The sequence below is a fragment of the Faecalimicrobium dakarense genome, from assembly GCF_000499525.1.
GTDB lineage: Bacteria > Bacillota > Clostridia > Peptostreptococcales > Peptostreptococcaceae > Faecalimicrobium > Faecalimicrobium dakarense.
Genome location: NZ_HG529281.1, coordinates 1 through 21,908, shown reverse-complemented (window position 1 = coordinate 21,908; position 21,908 = coordinate 1). Strand labels below are relative to the sequence as shown.

Sequence of the window (21,908 nt, the reverse complement as noted above, 5' to 3'; positions counted from 1 at the left end):
CTATCCAAATAAGCTTAAAAGTATTCCTGCTGCTACTGCTGAGCCTATAACACCTGCAACGTTAGGCCCCATAGCATGCATTAATAAGAAATTACTTGGGTTTTCTTCCTGTGCAACTTTATGAGCAACCCTTGCTGCCATTGGAACAGCAGAAACCCCAGCTCCACCTATAAGTGGATTAATTTTTTCCTTAGTAAATCTATTCATCAATTTGGCACATAAAACTCCAGCTGCTGTACCTATTCCAAAGGCTACAACTCCAAGTGCGAATATTTTTAAAGTTTGAGTACTTAAGAATATTTCAGCTTGAGCAGATGCTCCAACTGATAATCCTAAAAATATTGTAACTATGTTCATTAAAGCATTTGTCGCAGTCTCAGATAATCTATCTGTAACTGTACATTCTTTAAGTAAATTACCAAACATAAGCATACCTATTAATGTAGCTGCTGCTGGTAAAAGTAATGAAACTACTATTGTAACAGCTATCGGGAAGATTATTTTTATTTTCTTAGATACAGTTTTACTTTGAGTCATTACTATAGACCTTTCTTCTTTAGTAGTTAAAGCTTTCATTATCGGTGGCTGAATTATCGGAACTAAAGCCATATATGAATAAGCTGCAACTGCTATAGGTGCTAGCAAGTGTGGCGCTAATTTAGTTGTTAAGTAAATAGCTGTCGGTCCGTCAGCTCCACCTATTATACCTGTTGAAGCTGCCTCTGGTCCTGTAAATCCAAGAAGTAGTGCTCCTATAAAAGTAAAAAATATTCCAAATTGTGCTGCTGCTCCAAGTAATATATTCTTTGGATTAGCTATTAATGGACCAAAGTCTGTCATAGCCCCAACTCCTAAGAATATTAATGGAGGGAATATTCCAAGTTCATCACCTTGGAATAAGTAATGCAGTAGCCCTCCTGGTGTTTTAGTGTGAATCCCAGCTTCTATAACTCCATTAGCTACTCCCATAGGCTCAATTGTTGAAATTGGTCCACTCATAACTCCTGAAAGCGGAAGGTTTGAAAGTAGCATACCAAAAGCTATAGGCACTAGTAATAAAGGTTCAAAACCTTTTGCTATTGCTAAATATAATAAAATGCAGGCAATTAGTATCATTACTAATTGTCTCCAATCCATATTAACAATACCCATTGATTGAATAAAATTAATTATAACTTCTCCCACGGGTAAGTCCCCCTTTTCTAAATTTCTATGCTATCGTTACTAAAACATCCCCTGCACTTACTGATGCACCTTTTGATACGCTTACTCCTGAAATAGTTCCATCACAACTTGCCATTATTTCATTTTCCATCTTCATAGCTTCAAGTATTAATAATATTTGTCCTTTTTTAACACTGTCCCCAGCCTTAACACGAACATCATTTATAGTTCCTGGCATTGGTGCATTAACACTACCAGAACCTCCACCTGATGGTGCTGCTTGAGGTTTTGGTGCTACTGGCTTTGAAACTTGTGGTCTAGGTGTACTTTGTGATATTACTCTTTCTCTAGAAACTGCTACTCCTTCACTCCCTAGTTCTTCAACCTCTACATCGTAAGTATTTCCATTAACTGTTATATTATATTTTTTTATCATTTTTTAGCTCCCCCTTTTGTTCATTACTTACTACTCTTATTTGACATACTTTCCCAACTTGACTTAGAGTTATTACTTCTTGTAATTTTTCTAACTAATATATTATTAGTACTATTTCCAGTTGATGCAGCAATTGCTGCAGTTATTGCTGCTACTAATTCTCCCATATCTTCAGTTTTATCATTTTCCGGTTCTACATGTGAAGATTGACTACTAGCTACTTTTAAATCTTCTGGTTTGGATTTTTCTATTTGTAGTAACTTTATTATTGCTGCTATTAAAACTAATACTATAAATACTACACTCATTGAAAGTAATGCTACACTCAATCCAACAAGTAACTTATCTCCTATAGTTAAAACGGCTGATGGATCCTTTAGGGCCTCTAATAATTGGCTAATATTCATAATTTATCACCTTCCTATAAAGGTATATTTCCGTGTTTTTTAGGCGGTCTCTCTTCACGCTTAGAAGATAATGTATCTAGTGCATCTGCAAGTCTTATTCTTGTAAGTGCTGGCTCAATTACATCATCAATATATCCTCTTTCAGCCGCTTTGTATGGAGTTGCAAATTCATCTGTATACTCTTTTATTTTTACATTTCTCATTTCTTTAGGGTCATCTGCATTTTTTATATCATTTTTAAATATAATATTTGCTGCTCCACTTGGTCCCATAACTGCAACTTCTCCAGTTGGCCAAGCAAAAACCATATCAGCACCTAAATCTTTTGAACACATAGCTAGATAAGACCCGCCGTATGCTTTTCTAGTTATAACAGTAATTTTAGGTACTGTTGCTTCACTATATGCATAAAGCATTTTTGCACCATGACGAATTATTCCACCATATTCTTGTGAAGTTCCTGGTAAGAATCCTGGTACATCTACAAAGTTTACTATTGGAATATTAAATGCGTCACAAGTTCTTATAAATCTTGCACTTTTATCTGATGCATTTATATCTAGAGAGCCTGCCATAAATTTAGGCTGATTAGCAATTATACCTATACTTTCTCCGTTTATTCTTGCAAATCCTGTTATAATATTTTGTGCAAATAATGGCTGAACTTCATAAAAATCTCCATCATCAACTATTTCATATATAATTTCTTTCATATCGTATGGTTTATTTGAACCATCTGGTATTATATTATTTAAAATTTCATTTAATCTATTTGGATCATCTATACTTTCAATTATTGGTGCTTTTTCAGCATTATTTGAAGGTAAGAAGCTTAATAATTTTCTAATTTGATTTATACAATCCTCATCATTAACTGCCATAAAGTGCGCTACTCCTGATGTAGCATTATGAGTTGTTGCTCCTCCTAATTCTTCAGAACTGACTTCTTCTCCTGTTACAGTTTTTATAACTTGTGGGCCTGTTATAAACATTTGACTTGTTTGGTCTACCATGTATATAAAATCTGTTAAAGCTGGTGAGTAAACAGCTCCTCCTGCACAAGGTCCCATTATAGCCGATATTTGAGGAACAACCCCTGATGCGATAGTATTTTTATAAAATATTTCTCCATATCCAGCGAGAGCATCAACAGCTTCTTGAATTCTAGCTCCTCCTGAATCATTAAGTCCTACTACTGGTGCTCCTACTTTTACAGCCATATCCATTACTTTACCAATTTTCTTTGCATGCATTTCACCTAATGATCCACCTAGTACTGTGAAATCTTGAGCAAATGCACAAACTAACCTTCCGTCTACTTTTCCATAACCTGTAACAACACCTTCTCCTGGTATCTCTTGTTTCTCCATTCCAAAATTAGAACATCTATGTTTAACAAAAGCATCTAATTCTACAAAAGTATTTTCATCAAATAACTTATTTAACCTTTCTCTTGCTGTTAATTTACCTGATGCATGTTGTTTATCTATTCTTTTTTGGCCTCCACCTAATTCTATCTTACTTCTTTTCTCTCGAAGTAAATTTAATTTTTCTTGTGACATAAAATCACCCCCAAGTATTTAATTTTCGGTTATTTTCTTTCACTTAACTCTAATAATATTCCATCCGTTCCCTTTGGATGGCAAAATGCTATTTTAGCATTTCCTGCTCCGTATCTTGGTACTTCATCTATCATTTTATAACCTTTATCTTTAACTTCTTCTATTGCCTTTTCTATATTATCAACTCTTACCGCAACGTGTTGGATTCCACCACGCCCACCGTTTTTAGCTATAAACTTTGCTATAGGTCCATCTTCAGTAGTTGATTCTAATAATTCAAGTTCAGTTTCTCCAACTGGTAAAAAAGCAACTTTAACCTTTTGATCTTCTACTATTTCTGTTCCCTCACATTTTAACCCCAATACATCTTCATAAAATTTCAAAGTTTCCTCTAAGTTATTTACAGCTATCCCAACATGATCAACTCTTAATATTTCCATGAAAAATCCCCCTAATTAATATTGATTATTTCTTACTTTTTCAAATAATATATCACTTATTGAGTAAGGATCTATTTCCTTAGTCATAGTTTTCCCTAATAATTCATCCATTTCTTTGCTATATTCTAAGTTTTTCACTAGGTTTGAAATACGTCTTTGAACTAATGCTTTTATTTCCGTTTTATTTCTAGATAGTCTTTTTTCATTTAATTTGTTACTTTCTTCTAGAAATATTTTATGTTTAAGTATATTTTTATAAGTTTCTTCTACGCCGTCTCCAGTTTCAGCTATAGCTAAATTTATAGGAGGCCTAAATTCCCAATCTTTTTTGAAATCCATCATCATCTGTATTTCTAGAGATGTTCTTTTAGCTCCTTCTCTATCAGCTTTATTTATTACAAATACATCTGCGATTTCCATAACTCCGGCTTTTATGGCCTGTATATCATCACCTAAACCCGGAACCATTACTATAAGAGTTGTATCAGCAGTTTTTACTACATCAATTTCCGATTGACCTACTCCAACTGTTTCTATAAATATATAATCACATCCATATGCATCTAAAACTTTTATAGCTCCTTGAGTAGCATTTGATAGTCCACCTAGACTTCCTCTAGTTCCCATAGACCTTATAAATACACCCTTATCTGTGCTTAAATCATTCATTCTTATTCTATCTCCAAGGATAGCTCCCTTAGTAAAAGGACTAGTTGGATCTATTGCAATAATACCTACTTTTTTATTTTCTTGCCTTATTAACTTTGCTAATTTGTCTGTAAATGTAGATTTACCAGCTCCTGGAGGGCCTGTTATACCTATAACATAAGCTCCCCCAGTATATTTATAAATTGATTTTAAAACTTCTTCGTATCCATCAACTTCATTTTCTACCATAGTAATAAGTTTGGCACAAGCTCTTTTATTTCCTTCTAAAAGAGCTTTAACTAGATTTTCCATAAAATCACTCCTAAGCACTTGCCGACTTACTTTTAACATTTTCCTTTATAAAATCTATTGTTACAGAAGTTGGTGTTCCTGGTGTAAATATTTCTTTTATACCTTTTTCTTTTAAGAAAGGTATATCCTCCTCAGGTATAACTCCACCACCTATAACTAAAATATCATCGTATGCTTCTTCTAATTTTAAAAGTTCTACTACCTTTGGAAGTAAATGACTATGAGCGCCTGATAATATACTCATTGCAACTACGTCGACATCCTCTTGAATTGCTGCTTGAACTATTTGTTCTGGTGTTTGTCTAAGCCCTGTATATATAACTTCCATACCGGCATCTCTAAGCGCTCTAGCTATTACCTTTGCACCTCTATCATGACCATCTAATCCTGGTTTTGCAACTAAAACTCTTATCTGTTTCATTTTTGTTCCCCCTTAATCTATCTTTAAAACCTTAAAATAATCGTTGTATTTTTATATCATAACTGCTTGCTTGTACTCTCCAAATACCTCTCTCATTACACCACATACCTCACCTAGTGTTGCATACGCTTTTACTGCTTCTAATATATATGGCATTACATTTTCTTCACCTTCACAAGCAACTTTTAAAGCTTGTAGAGCTTTTTGAACTTTCTCATTATCTCTGTTATCTCTTAATTCTTGTAGCTTTTCTTTTTGTCTTTCTCCAACTATAGGATCAACTCTTAATAATCCTTTTGGAGCCTCTTCTTCTATTTGGAATTTATTAACTCCAACTATTACCTTTTCATTACTTTCAATTTCTCTTTGATATTTGTATGCACTATCCATTATCTCTTGTTGTATGTATCCTTTTTCTATTGCACGTGGAGCTCCACCTAATTCTTCTATCTTATTTATTATATTCATAGCTTCTTCTTCTATTTTATTAGTTAAACCTTCAACTAGATATGAGCCTGCAAGTGGATCTATCGTATCAGCTACTCCACTTTCATGAGCAACTATTTGCTGAGTTCTAAGAGCTACCATTACTGAATCTTCTGTTGGAAGAGCTAAAGCCTCATCCTTAGAATTAGTATGTAGAGATTGCGTTCCACCTAATACCGCTGCTAGTGTTTGAATTGCTACTCTTACTATGTTATTTTCTGGTTGTTGGGCTGTTAAAGTACACCCTGCAGTTTGAGTATGGAATTTTAATGACATTGACTTTGGATTAGTTGCTTTAAACTTATCTTTCATTATTTTTGCCCATATTCTTCTTGCCGCTCTAAATTTAGCAACTTCCTCTAGTAAATTATTGTGTGCATTGAAGAAGAAAGAAAGTCTAGGAGCAAAATCATCTACATTAAGGCCTGCATCAAGTGCTGCTTTTACATATGCCATACCATCTGCTAAAGTGAATGCTACCTCTTGAACTGCATTAGCTCCAGCTTCTCTTATGTGATATCCTGATATACTTATTGTGTTCCACTTTGGAACCTCTCTAGAACAGTAATCAAATATATCTGTTATAAGTCTCATTGATGGTTTTACAGGGAATATATAAGTTCCTCTTGCTACATATTCTTTTAATATATCATTTTGTATAGTTCCTCTTAATTTATCTGATGAAACACCTTGCTTTTCAGCTACTGCTATATACATAGCTAAAAGTACTGATGCTGGAGCATTTATAGTCATTGATGTAGATACTTTATCTAATTGTATTCCATCAAATAATATTTCCATGTCGGCTAAAGAATCTATTGCAACTCCAACCTTACCAACTTCTCCTTCAGATATTTCATCACTTGAGTCATATCCCATTTGCGTTGGTAGGTCAAATGCTACTGATAATCCCATAGAACCTTGTTCTATTAAGTATTTATATCTTTGGTTTGATTCTTCTGCAGTAGCAAAGCCTGCATACATTCTCATTGTCCATAACTTACCCCTATACATAGTAGGTTGAACACCTCTTGTAAATGGGTATTGTCCTGGATAACCTAAATCATTTTCGTAATCTATCTCAGCATCTAGCGGAGTGTATAATCTTTTTATTTCTTCATCTGTATCAAATTTAAATTGTTCTTTTCTTTCTGGAAATCTTTCTAAATTTTTATTAACTTTATTTTCTTCCCATTTTTTAAATGATTCTTTCATATTTTATCCCCCTTAAGCATGTATACAATAGCTTGTTTTATATATAAATTACATTTTAATTAGGCAAAAAAGTTTAGTACGTTTATTAACCCTATATTTATAGGAATCCCTATTAAGTCGGCTAGAAAAGATCCCACTAAAGGAACTATCAATAATGCTTTTGCTGAATCACCAAATTTAGATGTTATTGAATTCATATTTGCTAATGCGTTTGGAGTAGCACCTAGTCCATGTCCTAAAAGACCAGCTACCATTACAGCTGCATCATAATCTCTTCCCATAAGCCTAAATACAACAAACACTGCGTATATTATAAGTACTATAACTTGAATAGAAATAATTATAATCATAGGTCCAGCAAGCCCTGAAAGTTCCCACAACTTTATAGTCATAAGTGCCATTGTTAAAAATAAACACAAACATATATCACCTATCAAATCTACACAGTATGTGTCAACTTTTATAATTTTTAATTTGTCTCCAATTGTTCTTAATACTACACCTATGAACATAGCACCGACATAAGTAGGTACCACTACACCTGTTGAATTTGTTATTGCAGTACTTATAAAACTGCCTACCGTAACACATATTGCTATTATACTTATATGATTTATAATTATATTTGAAGTAACTGTACTACATTCATCTTCAAGAGCCACTTCATAACCAGAAGAGCTTTGCTCATCACATTCACCTAACTCTTGTTCTGATTTTAATTTATATTTTTTTATTAAATATCTAGAAACAGGTCCTCCAACAAGCCCTCCTAGTATTACACCAAAAGTAGCTGCTGCTGCTCCAATAGTTAAAGCTCCCTCTACTCCTAAACCTTCTATAGTAGCTCCAAATGATGCTGCTCCTCCATGGCCACCTTGCATAGATATAGCACCGCACATCATACCTATTAATGGATTTATGTTAGTTAGCTTTGCAACAGATATACCTATAAAATTTTGGAATACGAATATAAATCCAGCTAATCCCCAATAAACTAGTAAGAATTTTCCACCAGTTTTTACTAAAGATAAATTGGTTCCTAAGCCTACAGTTGCAAAGAAAGCTAACATAAAAGGTGTTTGTAATGTTGTATCCATTGATACTTCAACTATTTGGCTATTTTTTAAAAATAGCATTATTATTGCAAATAATAACCCTCCTATAACTGGAGTTGGTACACAAAATTTATCTAAAATATTCACTTTCTTTCTTAATACTTTCCCTAGTAAAAGAAGTAATGTTGCCAGTGCCACAGTAGCTACTAAATCAAGTTCTAATGTATTAATTCCATTATCGCTTATAAATCCCATCCTATCCTCCCATAGTACAGTAGCTAAGTTTATCACATAATGCTAAGTGCATTGAGATTTAAAGTTTATTTCATATTATATTTTATATTTCAAAAACTGATTTCATAAACCTTATAAAGTTTAAGTACTGGACAACTCTAAAATAAAAGATAAAATTTTATGAAATCCTTTAAGAATCCATTAACCTTTATGGACAACTTTTATCAACTAACCTATTTAATTGACTACGTACGTATAATTTTTTTCAATAAGTTATTTAAATAATATTTGTCGCCTCTTTTAAAAAACGCTTTCCTTCTTCAAATGCTTTTATATTTAAATCTTCGCTACCTTTAGGAACTCTATTTAAAATTGCAACTTTTATATGCTCTGGATTTACTTCTGGTATTAAATTACTTAGTACACCTAAAGTAATTATATTCGCTGTCATCGGTTTTTTCAAAACGTCATTAGCTGTTTGAAGTATTGGAACTTTATGAATGGATGCTTTGACCTGATCATTTAACTCTATAGATGAATCTACTATCACTATACTATCTTCTTTTATATATTCTGAATATTCATTAAAAGATTTTTGTGTTAATGAGATTAATATGTTTGATTTAATTATCTTTGGAAAATTTATGTCTTTATCACTTATTATTACTTCTGCTTTACTTGCCCCGCCCCTAGCTTCTGGACCGTATGATTGTGATTGTACTGCATTTAGATTTGATAATATTGCTCCTTCTGCCAAAATTACACCTGCAAGTATAAGACCTTGTCCTCCTGAACCACTTAACCTAATTTCCTTTTTCATATACATTCTCTCCTAATAATACTTAAAATTTATCTACTACTTTTTGGTATTCTTCAGTATATTCTGGTAAAGTTATATCTTTAAAAATACCTATTGGCATTTTATCTTGTTCTTTAGCTTTATTAGTGTCATTGGTTACTATACTATTTTCTTTTATTAATCTTATTAAATCTACTGCAGATCCTTTTTTATTTTTTCTACCGTAATATGTTGGGCAAGAACTAATTGCTTCTACAACTGAAAACCCATTATGCATTATCGCTTTTTTTGTATATGACAACATCTGATTAACATGATATGCACTCGCTCTAGCAACAAATGTAGCTCCTGCTGCTGATGATAATTCACAAATATCAAATGGTTTATCTATATTTCCATATGGTGCTGTTGTCGCCTTGTCATTTGTTGGAGTAGTTGGTGAATATTGTCCTCCTGTCATTCCATAAATATTATTATTAAACACTATTGTTGTAATATCAATGTTTCTTCTACAAGAATGTATTAAATGATTTCCGCCTATAGCTGTTGCATCACCATCTCCAGTTATAACTATGACATGAAGATTTGGATTAGCTAATTTTACACCAGTTGCAAATGTAAGCGCTCTCCCATGAGTTGTATGTATTGTATTATAATCAAAATAACCACTCGCTCTTGATGAACATCCTATCCCTGAAACTATACATACATTATCTTTATCTAAATTTAAATCTTCTATTGCTCTTGCTATCGAGTGCATTAATATACCATGCCCACATCCAGGACACCATATATGAGGTAGTCTATTTGTTCTAAAATTATTTTCTATAATTTTACTAGGCATATACAGTTACCTCCTCTATTTTAGAAGTTATCTCCTCTGGAGTAATTATCTCACCATTAAACTTATTAATTCCTACTACAGGACAATTATCTTTTACTATTCTCTCTATTTCTAAAATCATTTGACCCATATTCATTTCTGGTACAAATATATAGTTTACTTTTTTACTTAATTCTCTTACTAATTCTTCTGGGAAAGGCCATACTGTTTTTATAGATAATAATCCTACTTTTATTCCTTTTTCCCTCATATTATCAACAGCATCTTTGCTACATCTAACCATACATCCAAATGTTATAATTAGTATTTCACAGTCATCTGTAAAGTAATTTTCATATAAAAGTATATCATCTAAATTATTTTCTATCTTATTAGATAATCTAGTGAATAACTTTCCAGCTTCTTTTGTGCTATTTGTAGGAAACCCTGTTTCATCATGTACAAGTCCCGTTACATGGAATTTAAACCCTTCACCAATTGATTCCATATTTGGAATTAAATCTTCTGTAACCTCAAAAGCTTTAAATTCTTCTTTTGAACAGTTAGCTTTTTTTCTATCTACTGTTTCTAATTTTTCTAATGCACTTAAATCTACTTTTTCTCTCATATGCCCTATAACTTCATCTAAAAGTAAAACTACTGGAGTTCTATATTTTTCTGCAAAATTAAAGGCCTTAACTGTTAATTCATAAGTATCAGATACTGTTGTAGGGGATAAAACTATTAATGAGTGATCTCCATGTGTACCCCATCTAGATTGCATTAAATCGCCTTGAGATGGACTAGTTGGTAATCCTGTACTAGGTCCACTTCTTTGAACATTTACTACTACACAAGGTGTTTCCGTTATGCATGCATATCCTATAGCTTCTTGTTTTAGCGAAAAACCAGGACCACTTGTTGCTGTCATAGATTTTTTCCCCGCTATAGATGCACCTATTATTGCTGACATAGATGCTATTTCATCTTCCATTTGAATAAACGTTCCTTTAACCCTTGGTAGCATTAGTGATGATATTTCTGCTACTTCTGTCGATGGAGTTATTGGATATCCTGCGAAAAACTTCATTCCTGCGTGTATTGCACCATGAACACAAGCCTCATTACCTTGTAATAACTTTACCTTATTTGCCATAATTTCACCTTCTTAATTAAATATTTTTTTCAATATATAATGCATAATCCGGACATCTTAGTTCACATAAACCACAAAGAGTACATTTAGATTCATCTTCAATGTACACACTTTCATCATTCATGTTTAAAACCTTTTTAGGACAGAACTCTACGCATATGCCACACTTTTTACACCAAGATTTTTCTATAACTAATCTTTTTCCCAATTTGAATCCCCCTCTTTAACTATATTTTAGTGGCTGATAATTAACTAAGTAGATACTCTAACACTGTTTCAAGTTGATTGTATCACCAATTTTTAACAATTCAACAAGATTTTTTCCTCTTGCATGTTTTTCTATGTTTCTTTTATTTGTTTCTTTTTTAGTACAATTTCATTTTATTTATTTTTAAAATTATTATAAGTAGTTTATATTCTTATTCCTATTAATAAATGTGATTTCATACTCTTTTATATCTTATAAGTAAGAAACCCTATGTAGATAGAAATTTTGTTCTATTTACATAGGGCTTTTGTTTAAACTAATATTATTTGCAAGTTTTTATTAAATCATTTTCAATTTGATTCATTGTAGTCATACCATTTTTTTCCAACTATTTCTTTAAAATATCATATTATAAGTAAATGCCGAAACTATAGCTCCACATATAGGAGCTATAACTGGTATTAAAGCATATTGCCAGTCAGAATCACCTTTGTTTGGAACTGGTAATAAAAAGTGTGCAAGTCTTGGACCTAAATCTCTAGCAGGATTTATAGCATATCCAGTTGGTCCACCTAAACTTAGACCAATTCCCCAAACAACTATACCTACTGCCATAGGGCTTATTCCATCTGCTAATGGATATGCTCCTATTCCTAATATGGCAAACATTAATACAAATGTACCTATAAATTCTGTTACAAAGTTTAATTTTAAATTTCTAACTTCTGGAGCTGTACAAAATACTCCTAACTTAGTAGCTTTATCATCAGTTAGCTTAAAATGATCGTAGTAAGAAATTAACACTAAAGCTGCTCCTAAAAATGCACCTATAAATTGGGCTATTAAATACATTGGGACATCAGCCCATGGAAAACTTCCTGTTGCTGCTAATGCTAATGTTACTGCTGGATTAAAATGAGCTCCACTTACATTACCAAACATAAATACTGGTATTGCAACTGCAAAAGCCCACCCAGAAGTTATGGCTATTATTCCGCCATTAGCTCCTTTTGTTTTCTTAAGTATTACATTAGCTACAATTCCATCTCCTAGTAATACTAATATCATTGTTCCTATTAGTTCTGCGAAAAAGCTTGAATTCATAACGTTTCCCCCATTAAATTCCCCCATCATTTCTGAAGGGGGATAGTTATATTAATATGCTGCTTTAAATATGTTTACTATGTCTTTTCCGTTTCCTTTTCTTGGGTTACTAAAAGCATTTCCATCTTTAAGTGCCATTTCAGCCATATATTCAAAATCTTCTTCCTTTATACCCATTTCTTCTAATGAAGTTGGTATACCTATATCTTTAGATAATCTAAACATAGCATCTATAGCTTTCTCAGCAGCTTCATGAACTGATAATCCATCTATATTTTCACCCATAAATTCAGCTATATCAGCAAATTTTTGTGGATTAGATATTACATTATATTTACAAACATGAGGTAATAACATTGCATTAGCAACACCATGTGGCATATCATATAATCCACCTAATTGATGAGCCATAGCATGAACATATCCTAAGTTACCATTGTTAAATGCCATACCTGCTAATAATGATGCATAAGCCATATTTGTTCTAGCTTCTATATTATCTCCCATAGCAACTGCTTGTCTTAGGTTATTAGCTATTAATTTTATAGATTGTATAGCAGAAGCATCAGTTACAGGGTTTGCATCTTTAGAAACATAAGCTTCTACTGCATGAGTTAATGCATCCATTCCTGTAGCTGCAGTAAGACCTGCTGGTTTTCCAACCATTAATTCTGGGTCATTGAAAGATACTAATGGTAAGTTTCTCCAACTTACTATAACGTATTTAACTTTTGTCTTTGTATTAGTTATAACACAATGTCTAGTAACTTCACTTGCAGTTCCTGCTGTAGTATTTACTGCAATTATTGGTGGTAGGACATTAGTTAGAGTTTCTATACCTGCATAATCATATAAGTCTCCTTCATGAGTTGCAGATATACCTATACCTTTACCACAGTCATGAGGTGAACCTCCTCCTACTGTAACTATCATATCGCAATTTTCTTCTTTGAATATTTTTAAACCGTCAGCTACATTAGTATCTTTTGGATTTGGTTCAACTCCATCATATATGGCAACTTCAAGACCTGCTTCTTTTAAGTATTTTATAGTCTGTTCTACAGCTCCATTTTCTTGATTTCTTAAGAATTTATCTGTAACTATTAGGACTTTTTTTCCTCCTAATATTTTAGCTCTTTCTCCAATGACCTTTAAACATCCAGGCCCCATAAAGTTTACACTTGGTACTAAATAATCATACATTCTACTCATTTTACATTCCTCCAAATTTTGTGTTATTTTTTATTTATTAAAAGCATCAACAGCAGCTTGTGCTATTAATCTATCTTCATCTACTGTTCCTCCACTTACACCTACTGCCCCAACAACTTGACCATCTACTATTATTGGTAGTCCTCCACCAAATGGTACTATTCTTGCATTGTTAGTAAGTTGAAGTCCATATAAAGATGCACCTGGTTGAACTGCATCTACTATTTCATGAGTGCCTTGTTTTAGACAAGCTGCTGTAAATGCCTTATTTATTGATATATCTATACTTGTTACAAAAGCATCTTCCATTCTGTGCATTAACATAAGGTTTGCACCTTTATCAACTGCTGAAAATACTACAGGAACATTTATTTCTAATGCCTTTTCTTCTGCAGCTTTAGCCATTACTTTAACTATCTCTAAGCTTAATTCTTTGTATTCATTTAGCTTTTTCATAGTAATATCACCTCATTATATTTTTTTAAGTTCTATTCCTTTAACTAATCTAGCTCCATTAGCACCTAGATTTCTTAGACTATTGTAATTTTGATCTAAATCTATACTAATTAATGGATTATTCTTATCTAATTTATTAGTGGTTAAAGTTATTTTATCTTTACTTATACCTATTCCTATTCCTAATTTTGATTTTAAAGCTGCTTTATGGCTTAAATCATTTGAAATATCCATATTTATAGACTCTACTTTATACGGAATACCTTCTTCTTCTATTCCCCATAAAATTTCTTTAAATTCATCTATATCTACATTAATACAATGAAATACATATACGCTTGGAGTATCTAAATCGTAACTTTTTATAATCATAATAAACTCCTTAGTTAGAAGATAATATAAGACCTGTTGCTACTGCATTTCTTGGACCTTCTGTTCCTCTTATATTTCCTCTACCTGCAACAACTCCATAGTGAGATAATGAATCTGTTATAAGTTGTGGTACCTCAAAGTCAAGGGACGAACCTCCAACTAATACAACAAACTCTATGTCTCTAATATTTCCAGTAGGGGAAACTACACTAAGTGCTCTTATGCAATTTGTAACAAATACTTTTTCTTTTGCTAGTCTTCTTATATTTTTTATTTTTTCTACTGAATTTTGACCTTCTATTGGTATTAATTCATCATCTTTTATAATTACAACCTTTGCAAATACTGATGGGTCTAGTGGTTTTTCAAAAAATTCTACACTTCCATCTTCATGTCTTATATTAAATAATGATTCTACTTTTGCTAGAGAATATTTTTTTATATCTTCAGCAGTTGAAAAATCTTTCAGACCAAGTTCTGATTTTATAAGCATAGTTACCATATTACCTGCACCTGCTAGGTGTATAGACTTTATTTCTCCTTGCTTATTAATTATTGAAGCATCAGTTGAACCTGCTCCCATATCAAGTATTGCAAGAGGTGCGCTAGTTCCTGGAGTTGTTAAAGCACCTTTTATTGCAACGTCAGCTTCTACTCCTCCAACCTCTACTTTTATACCTAAGATACTTTCTAGCTCTTTTGCTATCATTTGCATTTGAAGTTTATCAGCTTTAACCATAACTGCTATTCCAACAGCGTTTTCCATAGAAAATTCTTTTGCAAGACCACCTTTTACAGTCTGTGGCGTAAATGTGTCTACAGCTAGTAAATCTTGAATTTTTATATCAGATATATTTTGATTCGTAAGACCACTCATTACTTGCCTTACTCTTTCAATCATTCCACCTACATTAGTTCCAGACTCACCTTTTATATCTTTAATTGGTAAACTTAAAGTTACTGCATCCATTATTTCTTTAGCACCTTGGTCAACATCTACAATCTCTTTTCTTCTCTCACCTTCAATAGTCATTTTTCCTGCAGGAATTTTCTTTTCCTTAACGTCTCCTTTAGGTGTCTTTATAACTACAGCTGATCTATTACCTATAAGTGCTCTAGATATAGGAACTATCATTTTAGTTTCCTCTGATGTTAAATCAAATACGGTTGCTATACCATATGGATTTGAAAGTTTATCTATAACCTTTCCAGGTTGTGATACTTCTACTGCACACAGCATGTTTAAAGGTACTTTTTCTAGTAAAGTAACTTCATCTACTATTGGTATACTTTTATTTAATCTATTATTTATTAAAACAGCATCATCTCTTTGTACTATGGCACCAGTTATGTTTATGCCATTTTCAACTGAATAATTTATTCTAAACGCTGCTTCTAAAAAGTTCATTTCACTTAGCACTAACGGAATATAACTTTCTTTTAAAGCTTCACCTTCTAATAGCTCTAATTCTTTTATATTTATAGTTTTTCCCGTTCCAAGTCCTTCTCCACCAGGTGTGGATGGATTGTGACCTATCATAGTTGATTCAGTTATTATTGTTTCAGTTATAGTTTCCATTGCAACATCACCTATAACTGGAGCAGCTTCGTTTATTCTTACCAAATCTAAATCTTTCATTTGTAAGTTTGCATTTGTAAGTGCCACTTTTAAAGATGAAATAACACCAGTTATATTTTCTTTAGTTCCTTTTATTCCGCTAGTTGGAACTATACCACTTGAAATAAACTCTTTTTTATTATAATTTACTTTTGCTATAGCTACTTCTGTGGTAGCATTTCCAATGTCTACACCTGCTATTATTTTCATTATTTTTACATCCTTTTTATTCTACTCTTAATTTTTTTCTAGTTTCATAAACTTGAGCAGCTTCTCTTATAAATTCTGCATTTACTTTAGCGTTGTATTTTTGTTCAAGTTCATCTGCTATTTCTAGTAATTCTTCCTTAGTAGATCTAAAAGGTCTTAATGAATTATATATTTCTAGTATTCTTTCATCAGGAACACTTATAAGTTCACCTGCTCTTCTGAAGTTTCTAGCTATTGCATACCTTTTCATTCCTTCAGCTATCTGAGCTTGCATCTCTAAAGTTTCTTTAGATATTCTTATATCTTCAGGCTTTATTTCTCCTGACATAACACTTTCTAGTGTTATATCATTTAACTTTTTACCTGTTGGAGTGTTTATGCTCTGAGGTATTTTAGTTGCTAAAGGATATTCTTTAGCAGTCATTTTAGTTGATTGCATGATGTATCTCCTTTCGTAATTAAAATTTAACTTCTATTTGAACTGGTTTGCTATTTTCTACAATGTGCTTAGTTTCTTTTATATGAAGTAGTGCAGCTATTGCCATAAATTTAGGTCTTGCCATTTGATCATTTCTAGTAGGCACTGGATTTGGAGATTCTCCTTTTGCGTATTTTGCTGCATTTTTACCTATTAATCTAAAAGTTTCTAAGTCTAGTAGTGGCGCTTGGGGGAATAATTCTATATTGTTTAAAGGAAGTAAATCTTTTTGATGTATGATAGTTGTTCCTTTTGATTGAATTCCTATTCCTATCCCTGACCCACTATATTTTGCTGCATCATTTCCCATAAATGAAACATCTGAAGTTCTTAAAACTCTAACTACACGAGCATGTAAACCTTCTTCTTCTATCCCTGCTATAAGTTCTCTTAAAACTTCATCATGTTTTATTCCAACTATCGTTTTAGTTTGATGTTTTAAAAATGAAGGTCCTATTCCTATAACAACCTCGTCTGATCTTGTTCCAATACAAGCCTCTCCCACTTCTTCAATTTTAAGAGTTGGCATTACAAACTTATTCATATATCTCAGCCCCTTAATCTATATCTTCTGGTTTTATTACATTTGGTATATTTTTTATTTCATTCCATCTTTCTTCGCTTAATCTATATCCTGTTCCAGGACCTTTGTAGTCATTAACATCATTAACTGCACTTATAACATCAAAGTTTTCATCTAATATAGCTGATGTTTGTAAGTAATCTCCTGTAACTCTTTGCTTTAACATGTTTAATATGTTTTGAGCAACATCATCAAATCCGTGCTTGCTTAATGCTTTAACTATATCTAATCCAGTTATTCTATTTTTTAGCATTTCTTCAGCAGCTTTTAAGTCTTCAACTATATTTCTCTCTGGCATATCTTTACTTCCGTGAGCGTAAGTTGCAGCTTCTACTTCTTCATCAGTTACTGTTGGGAATCCTAATTCCTTAAATACTGCTTGAATAGCTCTTGCTGCTTTGTTTCTTATTGCTACTGTTTCTTCTTCATTTACTGGTCTAAGTCCACCGTCTACCATTAAATCCCTTTGAAGTATGTTGTAATCATCAAAATCTTCTGCATCAAAGTTTGAACCTGCAAACATGTTATCATAGTTTGGAACTGCGCTATATCCTGAGAATATAAAGTCTGTCCCTGGTAACATTTGCATTAATGTTCTAGCTGTTCTTCTTATATCTGAGTGTGAGAACGTTTGGTCATTAGCTGATGCAACTTCTATATCTAACATAGAAGCTATTAAGTTTTCAGCAAGTACTGCTCTTATTCCTGATGGAACTGCTCCTGTCATACCTATACAACTAACTGCGCCATTTTGAAGTCCTTGAACTCCTGCACCTTTAGTTATATATATACATCTAGACTCTAGGTAAAGCATTGATTTACCTTCAGCATATCCCATTAGTGCTTCTGAACCTGTACCTGATGTATATCTCATTTTTAATCCTCTTGAAGCATAAGCTGATGCTAAGAATGTTTTTGACCAAGGTGTATCATCACCATCTGTAAATACTGATTCTGTTCCATATACAGAAACGGTTTCAGCGTAACTTGTAAGACCTCTCATACCTAAGTCAAGTTCAGTTGCTTCTTCAACAGAACACTGAGTTAATACTCCTCCACGACCAACTTGAGAACCTATAAGTATAGCTAGTGCATTAAATGGTGCATATCTAGTTATAGCAACAGTCGTTTCTTGTTCTGAGAAACCTCTTATTCCAGCTTCAGCAGCATCTGCAGCTATTTGAACTGGATTGTCTTTTACATTTGTTACGTGGCATTGATTTGATGGAGTTTTTCTAGCACGCATTTTTTGCATTGCCATCATCATCTCAACAACATTCATGTGTGATACAACTTCAACTATTTTAGCTGGTGTTATAGAAGTACTTATTTTAACTATTTCTTCTCTTCCTACATTTATGTCTACTAATTGTCTTGCTATTTCTAAAGAATCCATATTCATGTATTCTTCAGATTTTTCTAAGTTTATAGCGTAGTCTGCTATAAATCTATCTATCATATCAAAGTCTTCTCTTTTTTTACTATCTAATTCAACAACTCTACCATTTTCTAATTTTATAGAAGGTTTAGGGTCATTAGGACTATTCATTGCAATTAATCCTTCATCTGCCCATTCCCCAATAATACCATCTTGGTTTACTGGACGTTTAGCTAAAGCTTCAAATCTTTTTGATTTCACTTTTTATTTCCCCCTTAAACTAATAAATTCGTTTTCCTTGTTATAATTTTAACTTGTTTTTGCGTTAATTCCATCTTAATATTTTGCTTTTATATGTGATTTTTTCACCTTTTTTATAAGCAGAAATAGGATTTTTTTGTCCTCATATTTTTTCCTATAAAAAAAATAGTTCTATTTTTAAATAGAACTATTTTTAATATGTAAATCTCTATATTTTTTAGGTGTAATTTTTTCGGCCTTTTTAAATACTCTTATAAAATAACCACAATCCTCAAATCCAAGGTTTATTGCTATATTATTAATCGGTTCATCTGTATTTACTAGTAATTCCTTTGCTTTAGATATTTTTCTAGAGTTCAAATAGTTTATAAAAGTTAATCCTGTTTCTTTTTTAAATAACTTACTAAAGTAACATTGACTTAAATTACAAATAAAAGATATTTTATCTAAAGTTATATTTTCATCTATATTATTATCTATATATTCAATAGCTTGTATTATAGGTAATTCAAATTCATCATTTTCGTTAGTTTTTAAATTAACACTATCTTCTATACTTTTTTCTTCTACTTCTATATTCACTTCTTCTGGTTGTTTTTTCTTATTTTCTTCTCTTAGCTTATAATTATCTTCATTCAATAACATTTTAAGAAGTGCTTCTTCTACTATATAATTACTAATGTGAAACATCATTTGCGCTATTGATTTTATCTTCTCGATACTAACAACAGGTAAATTATTATACTCTTTTTCTAGCTCTTTTTTTAAGCATTCATCTAAATTACCAAAATCTTTATTTACACGTACAATTTCTTCTAATTCAATATTTTCAACATCTTTAAGTAAAACTTGCCCAGCCATAACTGCACCTAAATATTGATCTCTAACTATTATCGGTGCGGCAAAGTCTACTAAACCTTTATGACATACGTATATATATGAATTTTTCACCCTTACAGATTCTAATCCACCTCTTGAATCACATTTTTCACAAAGGACTGAATATTTTTCTATTTTTCTAATCATTGAACAAAATTTAGTGCAATTGCTATGGCTTGTTATAGGCTTTCCCTCGTAATTAACCATTATTATAGCCATACCCGTAGCTTGTGCTATATCATCTTGTATTTTTTGGAATGATTCTATGTTTATTATTTTCTCTAATGATAATGTACTATTCAATATTCCACATCCCTTTTACATTTTATTGAATTTTTATGTTTTTATTATATTGTTATGTCTAAACTTTTTCAATACTTTTCCAACACTTTGCATTTATTGAAGTTATATTTGTATTTTTTATTATATATAAAAAGGTATAGAAATTCCTATACCTTTTATTAATTACCTACTGTTACACCTTACGTATTTGTAAGTTTCAGTATTAGCTAGTTTTTAAAACTCTTCAAATATATAACTATAACCATTTCCTTATTTTTCTGATAATTTTTTATATTACAACTTTTTTCTTCTCAATCACACATTATTCTAATTTCTCATATAAATTTAAAGAGACGGGTTAATCTCATAATAATTTTTATATTTCATAAGATTCATGCTCCTCTATATATATGAATCAGCTAATTTGTGGTGGGATTAGCTGATTCATATATCCTTTATAACGCTTATTTTATATTTACATATTTTTCTCTTATTATTTACATTTAAATCATATCTTTCATTTTAAAATCTTTTTAAAATTGTAACTTATGCTAACTTTTTATAATTAATTTCTGATATAATAATCCTATATAATATCATTTCATTACTATTAAAAGGTGGTGCTTTTATGTCTTTAGATTTTAATTCTTTATTTAGAGATGATACATTGGATTCAGCTTGTCCTGAGTGTAACTCTAGCATTTCATTTAAACTTTCTGATATTGGTAGTGTAATTGTATGCCCTAATTGCAAAGTGGAAATTAAACTTAATGCAGATGATGGTTTCAATGAAAGTATAGATTCTTTAGATAGCTCTTTATCTGATTTAGAAAATATATTAGCCAAATTAGATAAATAATTAGTCAACTATATTAACTATTTCAGGAATTGAGCTTAATTTTTTACCTAATCATTCTTTCAACTATAAAATTTTTTTTAATTCCTGATCTAGTGAATCTTTCTCTATTAAAAAATTTATAATATATTTAATTTTTATAAATCCTATTTTAATATCCTAATATTCTTAATATTTCTTGCTCAGAAAACATGTTAACTTTATGCTATTAAAATTAATCTTATTTTTTCAAATATACTTTAGGCACTAGATTATATTATTATAACTCTATCAATTTTAAATCCAACTTTATCATATTACATTTTGTAATATTTTGGAAAAAAATGTCACTTTAGATTTTTTTATGGTATAATTTAAGATGTGGAGAAATACGTATAAAGAAAGGGTGTTTTGTTATATTTTATTTAATTCTTTGCAAATTAAATACATCTAACGTACATTTTTTTAATATTGATAATTATATAAAAAAAATGTTCTATAGATATTCATTATTATAATTTAAATAGTCTTTGGATAATCAAGTCCCCTCTTACATCAAATGAAATTTATGGTGTTATTAAACCTTTGCTTGATACTTCTGATTGTTTAATTGTTAGTGAAATAAAAAATAAAATTAATTCTTATTTATTTGAAAATACATTATTGAACCTAAGAAAATAATATTTTGATGAGTATAAGGCATATTTAAATATGTCTTATATTTTTTGCACATACTTAAAATTTGTAGTCATTATTATATATTCTATAAATTTCTTATTTTTCTAAAAATTCTTTATATTTTAACTTTTTTCTATGCTAGAACATATTTTTTTATTTTTTCATATAAATTTAAAGAGACGAATTAATCTCATAA

23 protein-coding genes are annotated in these 21,908 nt (G+C 31.3%); 1 reads left to right on the top strand and 22 read right to left on the bottom strand.

Annotation, left to right across the window (positions count from 1 at the left end):
- From BN899_RS06105 to BN899_RS06000, 22 genes are all read right to left on the bottom strand, one after another.
- A complete protein-coding gene (locus BN899_RS06105; RefSeq protein WP_042273770.1) occupies nt 1-1,152 on the bottom strand; it encodes a sodium ion-translocating decarboxylase subunit beta in 1,152 nt (383 codons plus the stop codon).
- Between the two features lie 58 nt (nt 1,153-1,210).
- The gene (locus BN899_RS06100) at nt 1,211-1,600 is read right to left on the bottom strand and encodes a biotin/lipoyl-containing protein (protein ID WP_330362468.1); all 390 of its coding nucleotides are present in this window, start codon (nt 1,598-1,600) and stop codon (nt 1,211-1,213) included.
- Nucleotides 1,601-1,623: 23 nt separating this feature from the next.
- On the bottom strand, nt 1,624-2,007 hold the full coding sequence (locus BN899_RS06095; RefSeq protein ID WP_042273765.1) for an OadG family protein: 384 nt from the start codon (nt 2,005-2,007) through the stop codon (nt 1,624-1,626).
- Nucleotides 2,008-2,021: 14 nt separating this feature from the next.
- Nucleotides 2,022-3,569: a methylmalonyl-CoA decarboxylase subunit alpha gene (mmdA, locus tag BN899_RS06090; RefSeq protein ID WP_042273763.1), complete on the bottom strand. Its 1,548-nt coding sequence runs from the start codon at nt 3,567-3,569 to the stop codon at nt 2,022-2,024.
- Between the two features lie 29 nt (nt 3,570-3,598).
- Nucleotides 3,599-4,009 (bottom strand): methylmalonyl-CoA epimerase, encoded by a 411-nt coding sequence (gene mce / locus BN899_RS06085; RefSeq protein WP_042273761.1) that lies wholly within the window; start codon nt 4,007-4,009, stop codon nt 3,599-3,601.
- 15 nt (nt 4,010-4,024) lie between these two features.
- Nucleotides 4,025-4,969 (bottom strand): methylmalonyl Co-A mutase-associated GTPase MeaB, encoded by a 945-nt coding sequence (gene meaB / locus BN899_RS06080; RefSeq protein ID WP_042273760.1) that lies wholly within the window; start codon nt 4,967-4,969, stop codon nt 4,025-4,027.
- 10 nt (nt 4,970-4,979) lie between these two features.
- The gene (locus BN899_RS06075; RefSeq protein WP_042273758.1) at nt 4,980-5,390 is read right to left on the bottom strand and encodes a cobalamin B12-binding domain-containing protein; all 411 of its coding nucleotides are present in this window, start codon (nt 5,388-5,390) and stop codon (nt 4,980-4,982) included.
- Between the two features lie 51 nt (nt 5,391-5,441).
- Nucleotides 5,442-7,091: an acyl-CoA mutase large subunit family protein gene (locus BN899_RS06070; protein WP_042273757.1), complete on the bottom strand. Its 1,650-nt coding sequence runs from the start codon at nt 7,089-7,091 to the stop codon at nt 5,442-5,444.
- 59 nt (nt 7,092-7,150) lie between these two features.
- Complete coding sequence (gene gltS / locus BN899_RS06065) at nt 7,151-8,401, bottom strand: sodium/glutamate symporter (RefSeq protein ID WP_042273756.1); 1,251 nt, start codon at nt 8,399-8,401, stop codon at nt 7,151-7,153.
- Nucleotides 8,402-8,657: 256 nt separating this feature from the next.
- Entirely contained in the window at nt 8,658-9,200 is a 543-nt protein-coding gene (locus tag BN899_RS06060) for a 2-oxoacid:acceptor oxidoreductase family protein (RefSeq protein WP_242824100.1), read from the bottom strand.
- A gap of 22 nt (nt 9,201-9,222) precedes the next feature.
- The gene (locus BN899_RS06055) at nt 9,223-10,023 is read right to left on the bottom strand and encodes a 2-oxoacid:ferredoxin oxidoreductase subunit beta (protein WP_042273751.1); all 801 of its coding nucleotides are present in this window, start codon (nt 10,021-10,023) and stop codon (nt 9,223-9,225) included.
- Nucleotides 10,016-11,158 carry a 2-oxoacid:acceptor oxidoreductase subunit alpha gene (locus BN899_RS06050; RefSeq protein WP_081712182.1) on the bottom strand — a complete coding sequence of 381 codons (1,143 nt, stop codon included), beginning with the start codon at nt 11,156-11,158 and terminating at the stop codon, nt 10,016-10,018. Before BN899_RS06050 ends, BN899_RS06055 begins: the two co-directional genes overlap by 8 nt.
- A 16-nt stretch (nt 11,159-11,174) precedes the next feature.
- Nucleotides 11,175-11,366, bottom strand: coding sequence for an indolepyruvate ferredoxin oxidoreductase subunit alpha (locus BN899_RS06045; protein ID WP_042273747.1), 192 nt, complete (start codon nt 11,364-11,366; stop codon nt 11,175-11,177).
- Nucleotides 11,367-11,762: 396 nt separating this feature from the next.
- Nucleotides 11,763-12,470, bottom strand: a complete 708-nt coding sequence (locus BN899_RS06040) for an MIP/aquaporin family protein (protein WP_042273744.1) — start codon at nt 12,468-12,470, stop codon at nt 11,763-11,765.
- A gap of 51 nt (nt 12,471-12,521) precedes the next feature.
- Nucleotides 12,522-13,682, bottom strand: a complete 1,161-nt coding sequence (locus tag BN899_RS06035) for an iron-containing alcohol dehydrogenase (protein ID WP_042273742.1) — start codon at nt 13,680-13,682, stop codon at nt 12,522-12,524.
- Between the two features lie 30 nt (nt 13,683-13,712).
- Entirely contained in the window at nt 13,713-14,138 is a 426-nt protein-coding gene (locus BN899_RS06030; RefSeq protein WP_042273740.1) for a GlcG/HbpS family heme-binding protein, read from the bottom strand.
- A gap of 15 nt (nt 14,139-14,153) precedes the next feature.
- Nucleotides 14,154-14,510, bottom strand: coding sequence for a glycerol dehydratase reactivase beta/small subunit family protein (locus BN899_RS06025; RefSeq protein ID WP_042273738.1), 357 nt, complete (start codon nt 14,508-14,510; stop codon nt 14,154-14,156).
- A 10-nt stretch (nt 14,511-14,520) separates the two neighbouring features.
- Nucleotides 14,521-16,338 (bottom strand): diol dehydratase reactivase subunit alpha, encoded by a 1,818-nt coding sequence (locus BN899_RS06020; protein ID WP_042273736.1) that lies wholly within the window; start codon nt 16,336-16,338, stop codon nt 14,521-14,523.
- Between the two features lie 16 nt (nt 16,339-16,354).
- Nucleotides 16,355-16,777, bottom strand: a complete 423-nt coding sequence (locus BN899_RS06015; RefSeq protein ID WP_042273733.1) for a diol dehydratase small subunit — start codon at nt 16,775-16,777, stop codon at nt 16,355-16,357.
- Between the two features lie 19 nt (nt 16,778-16,796).
- Nucleotides 16,797-17,360 carry a propanediol/glycerol family dehydratase medium subunit gene (locus BN899_RS06010; RefSeq protein ID WP_042273731.1) on the bottom strand — a complete coding sequence of 188 codons (564 nt, stop codon included), beginning with the start codon at nt 17,358-17,360 and terminating at the stop codon, nt 16,797-16,799.
- A 13-nt stretch (nt 17,361-17,373) separates the two neighbouring features.
- A complete protein-coding gene (locus BN899_RS06005; RefSeq protein ID WP_042273729.1) occupies nt 17,374-19,038 on the bottom strand; it encodes a propanediol/glycerol family dehydratase large subunit in 1,665 nt (554 codons plus the stop codon).
- 177 nt (nt 19,039-19,215) lie between these two features.
- A complete protein-coding gene (locus BN899_RS06000; RefSeq protein WP_052356658.1) occupies nt 19,216-20,220 on the bottom strand; it encodes a PocR ligand-binding domain-containing protein in 1,005 nt (334 codons plus the stop codon).
- Between the two features lie 607 nt (nt 20,221-20,827).
- Between BN899_RS06000 and BN899_RS05995 the strand changes: the two genes are divergently transcribed.
- Nucleotides 20,828-21,058, top strand: coding sequence for a hypothetical protein (locus BN899_RS05995; RefSeq protein ID WP_042273725.1), 231 nt, complete (start codon nt 20,828-20,830; stop codon nt 21,056-21,058).
- The last annotated feature ends 850 nt before the right edge of the window (nt 21,059-21,908 follow it).

What these genes read in the sequence shown, in the direction of transcription:
- BN899_RS06075 (WP_042273758.1), bottom strand. Translation starts at nt 5,390, where the DNA reads ATGAAACAGATAAGAGTTTTAGTTGCAAAACCAGGATTAGATGGTCAT.
- BN899_RS06050 (WP_081712182.1), bottom strand. Translation starts at nt 11,158, where the DNA reads ATGGCAAATAAGGTAAAGTTATTACAAGGTAATGAGGCTTGTGTTCAT.
- gltS (WP_042273756.1), bottom strand. Translation starts at nt 8,401, where the DNA reads ATGGGATTTATAAGCGATAATGGAATTAATACATTAGAACTTGATTTA.
- BN899_RS06055 (WP_042273751.1), bottom strand. Translation starts at nt 10,023, where the DNA reads ATGCCTAGTAAAATTATAGAAAATAATTTTAGAACAAATAGACTACCT.
- BN899_RS06100 (WP_330362468.1), bottom strand. Translation starts at nt 1,600, where the DNA reads ATGATAAAAAAATATAATATAACAGTTAATGGAAATACTTACGATGTA.
- BN899_RS06060 (WP_242824100.1), bottom strand. Translation starts at nt 9,200, where the DNA reads ATGAAAAAGGAAATTAGGTTAAGTGGTTCAGGAGGACAAGGTCTTATA.
- BN899_RS06105 (WP_042273770.1), bottom strand. Translation starts at nt 1,152, where the DNA reads ATGGGTATTGTTAATATGGATTGGAGACAATTAGTAATGATACTAATT.
- BN899_RS06015 (WP_042273733.1), bottom strand. Translation starts at nt 16,777, where the DNA reads ATGCAATCAACTAAAATGACTGCTAAAGAATATCCTTTAGCAACTAAA.
- BN899_RS06010 (WP_042273731.1), bottom strand. Translation starts at nt 17,360, where the DNA reads ATGAATAAGTTTGTAATGCCAACTCTTAAAATTGAAGAAGTGGGAGAG.
- BN899_RS06095 (WP_042273765.1), bottom strand. Translation starts at nt 2,007, where the DNA reads ATGAATATTAGCCAATTATTAGAGGCCCTAAAGGATCCATCAGCCGTT.
- BN899_RS06040 (WP_042273744.1), bottom strand. Translation starts at nt 12,470, where the DNA reads ATGAATTCAAGCTTTTTCGCAGAACTAATAGGAACAATGATATTAGTA.
- BN899_RS06020 (WP_042273736.1), bottom strand. Translation starts at nt 16,338, where the DNA reads ATGAAAATAATAGCAGGTGTAGACATTGGAAATGCTACCACAGAAGTA.
- BN899_RS06030 (WP_042273740.1), bottom strand. Translation starts at nt 14,138, where the DNA reads ATGAAAAAGCTAAATGAATACAAAGAATTAAGCTTAGAGATAGTTAAA.
- BN899_RS06035 (WP_042273742.1), bottom strand. Translation starts at nt 13,682, where the DNA reads ATGAGTAGAATGTATGATTATTTAGTACCAAGTGTAAACTTTATGGGG.
- mce (WP_042273761.1), bottom strand. Translation starts at nt 4,009, where the DNA reads ATGGAAATATTAAGAGTTGATCATGTTGGGATAGCTGTAAATAACTTA.
- mmdA (WP_042273763.1), bottom strand. Translation starts at nt 3,569, where the DNA reads ATGTCACAAGAAAAATTAAATTTACTTCGAGAGAAAAGAAGTAAGATA.
- BN899_RS05995 (WP_042273725.1), top strand. Translation starts at nt 20,828, where the DNA reads ATGTCTTTAGATTTTAATTCTTTATTTAGAGATGATACATTGGATTCA.
- BN899_RS06025 (WP_042273738.1), bottom strand. Translation starts at nt 14,510, where the DNA reads ATGATTATAAAAAGTTACGATTTAGATACTCCAAGCGTATATGTATTT.
- meaB (WP_042273760.1), bottom strand. Translation starts at nt 4,969, where the DNA reads ATGGAAAATCTAGTTAAAGCTCTTTTAGAAGGAAATAAAAGAGCTTGT.
- BN899_RS06070 (WP_042273757.1), bottom strand. Translation starts at nt 7,091, where the DNA reads ATGAAAGAATCATTTAAAAAATGGGAAGAAAATAAAGTTAATAAAAAT.